Annotated in this window: 11 protein-coding genes; 4 read left to right on the top strand and 7 right to left on the bottom strand. The window is 61.6% G+C overall.

From position 1 onward, the window contains the following. Positions 1-31: 31 nt before the first annotated feature. The 7 genes from queF to pepN form a co-directional block, all read right to left on the bottom strand. Positions 32-496: a preQ(1) synthase gene (gene queF / locus INS80_RS19080; RefSeq protein WP_192967132.1), complete on the bottom strand. Its 465-nt coding sequence runs from the start codon at positions 494-496 to the stop codon at positions 32-34. 16 nt (positions 497-512) lie between these two features. Continuing rightward, a complete protein-coding gene (queE, locus tag INS80_RS19075; protein ID WP_192967131.1) occupies positions 513-1,220 on the bottom strand; it encodes a 7-carboxy-7-deazaguanine synthase QueE in 708 nt (235 codons plus the stop codon). Continuing rightward, positions 1,217-1,570: a 6-carboxytetrahydropterin synthase QueD gene (queD, locus tag INS80_RS19070; RefSeq protein ID WP_192967130.1), complete on the bottom strand. Its 354-nt coding sequence runs from the start codon at positions 1,568-1,570 to the stop codon at positions 1,217-1,219. Before queD ends, queE begins: the two co-directional genes overlap by 4 nt. Then, entirely contained in the window at positions 1,570-2,271 is a 702-nt protein-coding gene (gene queC / locus INS80_RS19065) for a 7-cyano-7-deazaguanine synthase QueC (RefSeq protein WP_192967129.1), read from the bottom strand. The genes queD and queC overlap by 1 nt, the downstream gene beginning before the upstream one ends. Positions 2,272-2,605: 334 nt before the next feature. Next, positions 2,606-3,898, bottom strand: coding sequence for a hypothetical protein (locus INS80_RS19060; RefSeq protein WP_226892675.1), 1,293 nt, complete (start codon positions 3,896-3,898; stop codon positions 2,606-2,608). Between the two features lie 162 nt (positions 3,899-4,060). After that, entirely contained in the window at positions 4,061-4,534 is a 474-nt protein-coding gene (locus INS80_RS19055) for a hypothetical protein (RefSeq protein WP_226892674.1), read from the bottom strand. Then, the gene (gene pepN / locus INS80_RS19050) at positions 4,527-7,079 is read right to left on the bottom strand and encodes an aminopeptidase N (RefSeq protein WP_192967128.1); all 2,553 of its coding nucleotides are present in this window, start codon (positions 7,077-7,079) and stop codon (positions 4,527-4,529) included. Before pepN ends, INS80_RS19055 begins: the two co-directional genes overlap by 8 nt. 196 nt (positions 7,080-7,275) lie before the next feature. Between pepN and INS80_RS19045 the strand changes: the two genes are divergently transcribed. The 4 genes from INS80_RS19045 (at position 7,276) to INS80_RS19030 (ending at position 11,862) form a co-directional block, all read left to right on the top strand. After that, on the top strand, positions 7,276-7,902 hold the full coding sequence (locus INS80_RS19045) for a VPLPA-CTERM sorting domain-containing protein (protein WP_192967127.1): 627 nt from the start codon (positions 7,276-7,278) through the stop codon (positions 7,900-7,902). Between the two features lie 45 nt (positions 7,903-7,947). Then, positions 7,948-9,456 carry an FAD-binding domain-containing protein gene (locus INS80_RS19040; protein ID WP_192967126.1) on the top strand — a complete coding sequence of 503 codons (1,509 nt, stop codon included), beginning with the start codon at positions 7,948-7,950 and terminating at the stop codon, positions 9,454-9,456. Beyond that, a complete protein-coding gene (locus INS80_RS19035; RefSeq protein WP_192967125.1) occupies positions 9,456-9,620 on the top strand; it encodes a DUF2256 domain-containing protein in 165 nt (54 codons plus the stop codon). Before INS80_RS19040 ends, INS80_RS19035 begins: the two co-directional genes overlap by 1 nt. Before the next feature lie 109 nt (positions 9,621-9,729). Then, positions 9,730-11,862, top strand: a complete 2,133-nt coding sequence (locus tag INS80_RS19030; RefSeq protein WP_192967124.1) for a malate synthase G — start codon at positions 9,730-9,732, stop codon at positions 11,860-11,862. The last annotated feature ends 24 nt before the right edge of the window (positions 11,863-11,886 follow it).

The raw sequence follows: 11,886 nt of genomic DNA, 5'->3' as shown, positions 1-11,886 counted from the left end.
TCCGGATTACGCAAGGCAGGTCTTGCGGCCTTTAACCCCTGCCACGGTAAGGGGGAACACCCTGATCAGGAACCCACACATCTTCCGGAAGCGGGCCGGTCTGCCAGAACACATCAATCGGGATGCCACCGCGCGGATACCAATAGCCACCGATCCGCAACCATTGTGGATCAAGGAAATCAGCCAGACGGCGCGCAATGGAGATGGTGCAATCTTCGTGAAACGCGCCGTGGTTGCGGAACGATGTGAGGAACAGCTTGAGCGATTTCGACTCGATCAGCCAAGGGCCGGGAACATAATCGATCACCAGATGGGCAAAATCCGGCTGGCCGGTCATCGGGCAGAGCGAAGTGAACTCAGGCGCGGTGAACCGCACGTTGTAGGCGACATCCGCCTGCGGGTTGGGCACCCGCTCCAGTTCTGCGTCTTCCGGGCTGGAGGGGATGCGGGTCTCGCCGCCGAGCTGCTTGAGGTTGCTGTAGATATCTTGGGACATGGTGGGTTCCATCATTTCAGACGCCGCGCTGGTTGCCCCAGATCAGGACATGCAGCTGCGGCAGGATACGGGCGGCGAACCAGCCATCGGCCATCGCCTTCTCGGTCAGCCAGCGCAGACGGCCGGCGAAAGCTTCCAGATCGACCGGGGTCGCGGGGTCGACATCCGGGTTGCCGGGCTGAAGATAGAGCGGCAGATCAGGGTGGCGGCTGTGCGCCTCCTGCGCCCATTGGTAGTCGGCCTCTTCAAAAATCACGATCTTCATCACCTGCTGGCGCGCGGCGGCGCCGGCCTGGCGGCAGGCGTCAAACGCCTCCCAGTTCACCTGTTCGCCGCTTGACGGCGGCTTGGGAGACAGCACCAGCGTATCAAGTCCGGCGAACCAGGGCCGCGCCACCGAGCCCTGCGTCTCGCAGGCAAAGCGGTAGCCTTGGGCGCGCCCGAGTTCGATCAGCGGGCCGAAGTCCTGGATCGCGGGGTTGCCGCCGGACAGGGACACTGTCAGCGGCTGCCCGCTGGAGAGCCGCCGGACCTCGTCCCAGACCTCTCCGGTCTGCATTGCCGCCCAGCTATCGCGGTTCTGGCTGTCGACCGCATGCAGGCTGTCGCACCAGCTGCAGCGGTAGTCGCAGCCGCCTGCGCGGACAAAGACGGTGGGCTCCCCGATCAGTGCGCCTTCGCCCTGGATCGTTGGGCCGAAAATTTCGGCGATGCGCAGGGTCATGGCCTGTATTCCGCCCAGGTCTTGGGGGTTTCGCTGACCAGCACCGCGCTGGTTTCCGGCCAGCGCTGGGCGCACCACTCGTAGAAATGCCGGGCCATGTTCTCGGCCGTCGAGGGGGCGTCCATGACATCATTCAGATGGCGGTGATCGAAGCTGTCGTCGATGTAGGTCTTGAGCGGCTTCAGGTCATGGTAGTCGCGCACGAACCCATCGGCATTCAGCGTCTTTGCGGCCAGTTCGACCACGACGATGTAGTTGTGCCCGTGCAGGCGCGCGCATTGGTGATCGGCGGGCAGATGGGTCAGCTGGTGCGAGGCGGAAAAGTGGAATTCCTTGCGGATACGGAACATCAGCCCTCCTCCTTGCCTTTGATCGCCGCGGCCCAGAAATCCGGGTCGGCGTAGGCGGTGGGGTCGCTGACCCCGGCAAGGTGGAAGGCCTCGCGCCGTTCAACGCAGGTGCCGCAGCGGCCGCAATGCAGGTCGCCGCCCTTGTAGCAGGACCAGGTTTCGGCAAAGGGCGTGCCATAGCGCGCGCCCTGGCGGACGATTTCGGCTTTGCTGTGCTCGACGAAGGGCGTGTGCAGCCGCACCTCCGCATAGCCGTCCAGCGCCGCCTGCTGCATCGCGTCAAAGGCGCGCGTGAATCCGGGGCGGCAATCGGGATAGATGAAGTGGTCGCCGCCATGCACGGCGGTGGCCACCGCATCGTCGCCCTGCGCGGCCGCAATGCCGAATCCGATCGACAGCATGATCGCATTGCGGTTCGGCACCACGGTGACGCGCATCGTGTCCTCGGCATAGTGGCCGTCGGGGACGTCGATGTCGTCGGTTAGCGCCGACCCTGAGAGGGCCGCTCCGATGCCGCGCATGTCGATCAGGTGGAACGGAACGTCCAGCCGCCGGGCGGCGGCTTCGGCGAAGTCGATCTCCTTGCGGTGGCGTTGGCCATAGTCGAAGGAAACAAGCCGGGTGAGCTCATGCTCATCAGCGGTGATATGTGCAAGCGACACGGAATCGAGTCCGCCCGAGCAGATGACAAGTGTTTTCATTTTGGGGCCCTTGTTTTGATGTCCGGGTAGGCTGCGACCGGATGGTGGGGCTTATTGCAGATCTTACACAGATTGCAAGCGGGGTAGGTATCGCATCGTGATGTGCTCGACGTGATCATTTTGTTCAAGAGCGGCCGTTCACCACAGAGCGTCTTGATGTTCGGTTAGGGCCGTGGACTGTCTTGCGCTATTTTGCTGCGGTTGCAAAGTGCTGCAACTGCTCGCTCGGTGGACTGGGCTCAAACCGGACAGCCTGATCCTAGGCGGTGAGCTTCTGACCCGGACCGCAAGAGGCAAAACACTTGGAGGGGCGGTCTTTGTCAGAAAACTTGCCTTATCCGGCTGACATGTGAAGCCCGTCTGGCGAAATGGCGATCTTTTGTCCGCGCGAGAGCTCTTCGCGGAAGATCTGCGCAATGAACTCGGTGGCCTGGGCCTGCCCGCGTGCCGAGAACCGCCGCAGCGACTTGACGCGGGCGTTATTGTCAAATCCCTGTCCGGCATGGGCCCAGATCAAAGGGTGCACCTCGCGCAGATGGTCCCGGATCAGCCAGTCTGCGGCGGTTGCGATCTCTTCGCGGGGGGTTCGGGCCGATTTGCCGTTCAGTTGCGCCCCGCCCAAGGCCACGGCGCAATATGCGCTTAGCAGGTTCGCCATGGCCTGTGACGGGACATGGTTCAGAATGTCTCGCAGGCCATCCACGAAAAACTTTGTATCCACATGTCCGCTGGCCTCAGGGTCCGTCGTTAGGGCATCGAAGTAGACCCAAGTGTAGCCTCCCGCGCCCCAGATGTCTTCGGTCCGTGCAGCTGTGCGCCGTGCCTCCAGCTCCAGCGCCGCATATGAGCCAGAGCAGCGTGGCAGCATTTGAAGCCCAAGCGCCCGCATGGGGCGGTGGTTTCGCGGCGCTAGATCTATTAGCCGCGCATAGGCATCGGCCACATGTAGGGTACCAGCCTTTTGGGCGGAGAAGAGGGAGCAATCCGCAGCGGCGAGGAAGGCGCTGTCGCTAGGTTGATCCGACAGTTTCGCCAGTAGCACTCTGGCCCTCTCAAAATGCGCAGCGCAGCGGCGCAGGTGGACCCGCGACGGGGGCTCTTCCAGCCCAGGTCCGCGCCAAAGCCAGCCGATGTCGATATGCGCAAATGCGATCAGTGCCGTGAGGTAGGGGTCACTGCGATGATCCTTTCGGATCGCCTCGAGGGCCATGATGCCATCGATCAGCTGTCTTTGATCCCAGGGAGCCCCATCGCTGAGAGCATGTTCGACGGCGTTGACGACATCGGCACGGGCGCCATAGGCCAATAGCTCAGCTTCGGGCATTCCGCAGGGCGTGCTGTGGCTGGCAGCGTCTGCGGCAGCGAGCCGTTCGGACAACTCCTGCCAACGTTCCTGCCGGGCGAGGAACTGGCCCTCTTCCTGAAGGGCGCTGCAGGCAGCGTCCTCTTCGCTTTCGGTGCGAACGGAGATCGAAAGGCACTCTTCCGGCCTTGGCCAATCTGCGCTGGCCGCACGCGGTGCTCCGATCGGAAGGCCTGACGCTTCCCGTCGCGGCTTTTGCCCGATCGCAAAGGCCGCCGGAAGACGGGACAGGATCTCCATAAACGGAAAAGAGGGTCTTGGCATTCTTGTTCCCTGCACGTTTCGCACTGCTTAGCTGTCTTGCAACGTGATCAGGTTTTGCGGCGCAAACATGGCAGCTCTGAGGTATGGAAGGTGCCAATTTGGGGAATTAGACGTAGCCACCGCGAAAAGGGTTAGTTTGTGGCCTGAACCCATAAAATATGACTAAAAAAGAGAAAAATGATGTCGCTCGTGTGGGATTCCCCGGGCGTCCAACGCCTGCGTAAGCGCTTCGACCGGCGGGGTCGCGGGCAGAGGCAGGCGCAGTTTGTCACCCGATGTCAGGATGAGTGTCGCGCGCACCGACAGATCCAGTCGCGTATCGAGCCGTAGCCGCGCGATCTGAGAGACCGGGACTGCGCCCTGTAGGGATCCAGTGAACCAGCTCAACCTGTCTTCCGTCAAATCCAATCCGGACTGCGGATTCTTCCCCAACTCGTAAAGGCCGGGCAGGGTGGGCAGGCCAAGAAGTGCAATCAGCCAGAGACTGGCCTGCGCAAAGATCGCCAGAGCTGCCAGGGCCAATAGCCAGGCGGCCAGAGCCAGCGCTAGCGCCAAAGAGCGTCCCTGCCTGCGAAAACGATAGTCTGCTGCAGGCAGGGGAGGATTGCTTTCCTTGATGTCGCCCGGATCAGGCATCAAGGATCCGGCTGACCATTTCGGTCGTGTCGCGGCTCAGCCCCTCGGTGCCTGCGATCCGCTGCAATTCGGCGCGGATCAGGCCCTGTCGGTTCACATCATAGCGTTTCCAGGTCTGGAAAGCGGCACACATGCGGGCAGTGGTCTGCGGGTTAAGACTGTCCAGCGCAATGAGGTTCTCGGCCAAGAGGCGATAACCCGCGCCGGATTGGTGGTGGAAGCCCGCGTGATTGCCTGCCAGCGCCCCCATGACGGCGCGGAACCGGTTGGGGTTCTTCAGCGTGAACAGCGCATGTCCGGTCAGATCCCGGGCAACCTTTGCAGCGGCTTCGGGGGCGGCGGTGGCGATCTGCAGGGCGAACCACTTGTCCATCACCAGCCGGTCGTCCTTCCACTGCTCATAGAAGGCCTGCGACTGCGCCGTGCCTTTCTCTGCTTTCAAAAGGCAAGCGAGCGCGGTGTACTGCTGGGTCATGTTGTCGGCGGCCTCGTACTGGCGCGCGGCCTGCTGCCCACCATCAATCCGCGTCAGCAAGGACAGGATGCGCCCGTTGAGGTCCCGCTTGCCGGTGCTGGTGGCATCGGGGCTGTAGGCGCCGTCGACCGTTGTGGCGGCATAAAGGCGGGGCAGCGTATCTGCCAACTGTTCGGCCAGGGTCTGCGCAAAGGTTTCTGACGCGTCGTAGATCTTTTGCGGATCGGGCACATGGCCACGCTCGAACAAGGTCTGGGCAATGTCCGACTGGCTTGGAGGCGACAGAACCAGCGCACGGAACGCCGGGTCCAGTTCGTCGTCCCGCAAGAGTTTCTGCAGCGCATCGAGATAGTCCGCATCGGGCGCTGCGCTTTCGAGGATCATGTCAACGCGCGCCTCGCGGGCCAGCGCATTGCCCGCTTCCCATCGGTTGAAGGGATCGGTGTCATGGGCCAGCAGGAAGGCGCGTTCGGCGTTGGTCGTCTCGCGTTCCAGGATCACCGGCGCCGAGAATTCCCGCAGGATCGAAGGTACGGGTTTCGCCGCAAGGCCCTCGAAGCTGAAGCTCTGCTTTGCTTCGGTCATCTCCAGCACCTGGGTTGGCAGCACCTCGTCTCCATTGGGCCCCAGAAGACCAACGGCGATGGGGATCACGCGGGGCGCCTTGTCGGGCTGGCCGGGCGTGGGCGCGGTCTTTTGTTCAAAGGTCAGCGTATAGGTGCCGTCGGCGTAGCTTTCCTCGACGCTCAGGCGTGGGGTGCCCGCCTGGCTGTACCAGAGCTTGAACTGGGTCAGATCCCGGCCGGTGGCGTCTTCGAACACCTTGAGCCAGTCCTCGATGGTGCAGGCCTGCCCGTCGTGACGCTCAAAGTAGAGATCCAGCGCCTTTGAATAGCCTTCATCCCCCACCAGCCGCTTGAGCATCCCGATCACCTCGGCGCCTTTTTCGTAGACGGTGGCGGTGTAGAAGTTGTTGATCTCCTGGAACTGTTCCGGGCGCGGTGGATGGGCGAGGGGGCCTCCGTCCTCGGGAAACTGGCGCGCGCGCAGATCGATCACATCGGAGATCCGTTTTACCGGGGCCGAGCGCATGTCAGAAGTGAACTGCGCGTCGCGGAAGACGGTTAGCCCTTCTTTCAGGCACAGCTGGAACCAGTCGCGGCAGGTGATGCGGTTGCCGGTCCAGTTGTGGAAATACTCATGGGCGATGATCGCCTCGATCCGCTCATAGTTGGCATCGGTCGAGGTGTCGGGCGAGGCCAGCACGCAGGAGGAGTTGAAGATATTGAGACCCTTGTTCTCCATCGCGCCCATGTTGAAGTCATCGACGGCCACGATGTTGAAGATATCCAGATCGTATTCGCGCCCGTAGACATCCTCGTCCCATTTCATGGATTTTTTCAGCGCTTCCATGCCAAAGGCGCATTTCCCCTCGTCGCCGGGGCGGACCCAGATGTTCAGTTCCACGTCCTTGCCGGATTTGGTGGTGAACCTGTCGGGGTGGTTCACAAGGTCGCCTGCCACCAGTGCAAACAGATAAGCCGGCTTGGGCCAGGGATCATGCCATTCGGCCCAACCATCACCGCTGCCGGTCGGGTTGCCGTTTGTAAGCAACACCTTTTCCTGCCCTTCAATGCGCACCTTGAAGGTGGACATCACGTCGGGGCGGTCAGGGTAATAGGTGATCTTGCGAAAGCCTTCGGCCTCACACTGGGTGCAATACATGCCGTTTGACATGTAGAGCCCTTCGAGCGCGGTGTTGCCTTTCGGGTCGATCTCGACTTCGGCCTCCCAGGTGAAGGGGCGGTCCGGTGCATCACAGGTCAGCCCTTCCGCCGTCAGGGTGGGCGTCACCTCGTTGCCGTCGATTGCAGCGCGGATCAGCTTCAGCTCTTCCCCATGCAGGAACAGCTGGCCAGTTGCCGCGCCCGGACGCGGAGCAAAGCGGATCTTGCTCAGCACGCGCGTTGCGCTGGGCGCCAGCTTGAAGATCAGTTCGACACTCTCAACCGTGAAGGGGAAGGGCGCGTAATCCTTGAGGTAAAACGTCTGTTGGGCGCTGTCGGTCATGGCATTTCTCCTTTGCCCTATCAGTTAGCGAGGAAGGAGCCGGGTGACCAGAGGGACACGCATGGATTGTTTTGTGGCCAATGTTTTCGCAAACATCACCACGATAGCGGGAATCGTCACGAATCTCTTTGGCGATAGACGCGTTAATACTGTTTAATAAAATTATTCGCTCCTTGTTTCACGAAAGGTTATTGCAATGCCAAAGACTGCCATCTTTGCTGCCGCTGCGCTGTGTTTGTCCGGCGCTGCTGTCAGCGCGGCTTCGGTCAGCCCAGTCAGCTATTCCATGCAGAACGGCGAAACCGGTAGTTACACTTACTGGGACGACTCCTACAACGCGCCCGGCGCGCCGACGACGACCAGCAAGGCGTTTCTCAGCGGTGGCGTCGGGGATCTGACCGACGGCGTGATCGCGACCCAGAACTGGAACTCTACGCCTGGTCCCTACGTCGGGTGGGTTAGTATTTCGCCACGGATCAGCTTCTTTTTCGGCCAGGTTTGGGATTTTACCAGCGTCACTTTTCACTTCGATGACTCCAATGGCACTGGTGGGGTGAGAACGCCGCAGAAGATTGAAGTGAACGACAGCTTCTTATCCTATGTGACTGACCCGGGCGGAAGCGCGCCGATTGCGCATACGATCAATCTTGCTTCGGTGGCGCCTACAAATACCCTGGTCTTTGATATCTTCGCTCAGAACAGCAGTTGGATCATGCTAAGCGAGGTGACCTTTGATGCCGCGCCCGTGCCGATCCCGGCCTCTGGCCTGTTGCTTCTGGGGGCGCTTGGCGGGTTTGCCGCATGGCGGCGCAAGCGCGCCTGAGACACATCTTTTGACTATGCGCGTGCGGCGCTTATCTGATGTCGCATGACTTCGATCTTGTGGTTCAAGCGCGACCTGCGCGTTGATGATCACCCGGCCTTGGACCGGGTGATCTCTTTTGATGAACCGATCCTGTGCCTATACATTGTGGAACCCGACCTGTGGCGGCAGCCGGATGCCTCCTTTCGTCAGTATCGCTTTCTAGAGGAAAGCCTGCGGGATCTGCGTCTGTCCCTGCAAAAGCGCGGTGCGGATCTGGTGGTGCGGACTGGCGATGCGGTCGCTGTGCTGGATGACCTGGTTGAGCAGCACCGCTGCCTGCGTTTGGTCAGTCACGAGGAAACCGGCAACGCTTGGACCTATGCGCGGGACAAGCGTGTTGCGGCTTGGGCGCGCGGGCGCGGTCTGCCTTGGATCGAGGTTCCGCAATGTGGGGTGGTGCGCCGTCTTGCAGCGCGAAGCGGCTGGCAGTCCACGCGAGACCGCTTCATGAAAGAGCCGTGCCTGTCCGCGCCAATGCGGATTGAGGCCGTTACAGCGCAAAGCGCGCCCTGTCCAACACCCGCCGATCTGGGACTCGATGCCGATGGGATCCGCAAGCCGCAGCCCGGAGGGCGTCGCGCGGGCCGTGACTGTCTGATGAGTTTTCTGGAGTATCGCGGCCAGCCCTACCGGCGCGCCATGTCGTCGCCGCTGGAGGGGGCTCGGGCCTGTTCGCGCCTGTCGCCGCATCTGGCGTTGGGAACCCTTTCGGTACGCGAGGCAGTGCAGGCCACACGCAGGCAGCAGGAAAGGGGGCGGCACGGCGGCTGGTCAGGGTCGCTCAAGTCCTTTCAGGCGCGGCTGGCCTGGCGCGATCACTTCATGCAAAAGCTGGAGGATCAGCCCGATATCGAACACCGTTGTCTGCATCCTGCTTATGAAGGGCTACGCCCGACCGAGCCCGATCAGGCGCGGCTAGAGGCTTGGCAGGCGGGCGAGACGGGAATGCCCTTTGTCGATGCCTGCATGCGCTCGCTCAGGGCGACGGGCTGGCTGAACTTTAGGATGCGGGCCATGGTGATGTCGGTGGCCTCCTATCACCTATGGCTCGATTGGCGCAGCTCCGGGCATCATCTGGCGCGAATGTTCACGGATTACGAGCCGGGCATTCACTGGAGCCAGGTGCAGATGCAGTCCGGTACCACTGGAATGAACACGATCCGTATCTACAATCCCGTGAAGCAAGGGCTGGATCAGGACCGGGCCGGAGCCTTTACACGCCAGTGGCTGCCAGAGCTGAGCGCGGTCCCGGATCAGTTCCTGCAGGAGCCTTGGAAATGGGATGGGGCGGGTCAGCTTCTGGGGCGCAGATACCCCGAACCGATCGTAGATGTGAAAGCTGCGGCACGCGCGGCCCGTGACGCGGTCTGGGCCGTGCGCCGATCGGACGGGTTTCGCCCTGTGGCGCAGCGCATCGTGCAGAAACACGCCAGCCGCAAATCACCTTCCCGTCGCGGCAGATCGGGCAAAAGCGCAGCCAAAAGGTCTGCCCAGATGAGCTTTGATTTCTGATGGCACGGATGCGCAAGAAATCCGAATTGCCGAGCAAAATCTGCCCGGTCTGCATGCGCCCCTTCACCTGGCGACGCAAGTGGGCGCGCGATTGGGAGCATGTGATCTATTGCTCTGTGCGCTGTCGTGGCGCGGCTAAGACGCGACCTGCAAAGAAGATTTGAAACACCCTTGGGTGAATTGGTCAGGAAAATTGACCACAATTGTTGCCGATAGGAAACTTTTCCTGTATCGGGGAAACAGCTACGGATCACCTCGGAGGAAAAAGAGCCCATGTCCGACATGAAAGACATTCACGGGATGCAGGTCGCATCCGAGTTGGCTGACTTCATCGAAACCAAGGCTTTGCCCGGGACCGACGTCAGTTCGGAGGCCTTTTGGGGAGGGCTGTCAGGGTTGGTGAACGGCATGGGGGATGAGAACCGCGCCCTTTTGTCCAAACGCGAGGAGTTTCAGGGCCGCATCGACGCATGGCACCTTGAGCGTCGCGGCCAGCCTCATGATGCCGAGGCCTACACCGCCTTCCTGAAAGAGATTGGCTATCTCGTGCCCGAGGGAGGTGACTTTGAGGTGGAGACCGCGAACGTCGATCCCGAGATCGCGCTGACGCCCGGGCCGCAGTTGGTCGTGCCGATTACCAATGCGCGCTTTGCCCTCAATGCAGCAAATGCCCGTTGGGGCTCTCTTTATGATGCGCTTTATGGCACCGATGCCATGGGCGATCTGCCTGCCGGTGGTGGCTATGATGCGGCGCGCGGAGCGCGCGTGATTGCTTGGGGACGTGCCTTCCTTGATGAAACCTTCCCACTGGCCTCTGGGTCCTGGGCGGATATCGATGGTTTGTCGGTCGCCGACGGCGCCCTTGTGCCCGCCTTGAAGGATGCCGGTCAATTCGCAGGCTATGCGGGCGCGGTTTCTGCTCCCTCGCGCGTGTTCCTCAAGAACAACGGGTTGCACGCCATCGTCGAGATTGATGCCTCTGGCAATATCGGCAAGGACGACCGCGCGGGCATTAACGACATCACCCTGGAGTCCGCGCTTTCCACCATCATGGACTGCGAGGACTCTGTCGCCTGCGTTGATGCTGCGGACAAGGTGCAGGCCTATTCCAACTGGCTGGGCCTGATGAAGCGGGATCTGGCTGAGGAAGTCAGCAAGGGTGGCAAGACCTTCACCCGTGTTCTGAACAATGACATCTCCTACACGACCCCTGCCGGTGAGCCTGCAACGCTGAAAGGCCGCTCGCTTTTGCTGATCCGCAACGTCGGCCACCTGATGACCAACCCAGCAGTGCTGGATAATGAAGGCCGGGAGGCGGGCGAAGGCTTCCTTGACGCGATGATCACAGTGCTGATCGCCATGCATGACCTGAAATCCGAGGGCGGCAACTCAACCCACGGATCGGTCTACGTGGTGAAGCCCAAGATGCACGGCCCCGAAGAGGTCGCTTTTGCGGTGCGCATCTTTGATCACGTCGAAGATGCGCTGGGCCTGCCGCGCAACACCGTCAAGATCGGCATCATGGACGAAGAGCGCCGCACCTCTGCGAACCTCAAGGAATGCATCCGCGCCGCCAAATCCCGCGTGGCCTTTATCAATACCGGCTTCCTGGATCGCACCGGCGATGAGATCCACACCTCGATGGAAGCGGGGCCAATGCTACGCAAGGGCGAGATGAAATCGACCCCCTGGATTGCCTCCTATGAGGATCGCAACGTCGATATCGGCTTGGCTTGCGGCCTCAAAGGGCGCGCGCAGATCGGCAAGGGCATGTGGGCCATGCCCGATCGCATGGGCGAAATGCTGGAGGCCAAGATCGGCCATCCCCAATCTGGTGCGACCTGTGCCTGGGTGCCGTCCCCGACCGCCGCGACCCTGCATGCAACGCACTACCACAAAGTGGACGTGCTGGCGCGCCAGGATGAACTGAAGGCAGGCGGTGCGCGTGGCACGCTTGCGGACCTGCTGACCATCCCGGTGATGGAAGGGCAGAACCTGTCGGACGCCGAAATTGCCAACGAGATCGAAAACAACGCGCAAGGCATCCTTGGCTATGTGGTGCGCTGGGTCGATCAGGGCGTTGGCTGCTCGAAAGTGCCGGACATCAACGATGTGGGCCTGATGGAAGACCGCGCGACCTGCCGGATTTCTTCTCAGGCGCTGGCCAACTGGCTGCACCATGGCGTTGTCTCCGAAGAACAGGTCATGGCTGCGATGCAAAAGATGGCCGCTGTGGTGGATGAACAGAACGCGGGCGATCCCGCCTACCGCCCCATGGCGCCCGGCTTTGACGGCATCGCCTTCCAGGCCGCCTGCGATCTGGTCTTCAAGGGTCGCATTCAGCCCTCGGGCTATACCGAACCGGTGCTGCACGCCCGCCGCCTGGAACTGAAGGCCGCCGGGTAAAACCACACCAACGGACCGCAGCCT

Origin of the sequence: Phycobacter azelaicus (genome assembly GCF_014884385.1) — a bacterium.
GTDB lineage: Bacteria > Pseudomonadota > Alphaproteobacteria > Rhodobacterales > Rhodobacteraceae > Phycobacter > Phycobacter azelaicus.
This window is presented reverse-complemented; position numbering and strand designations above follow the sequence as displayed.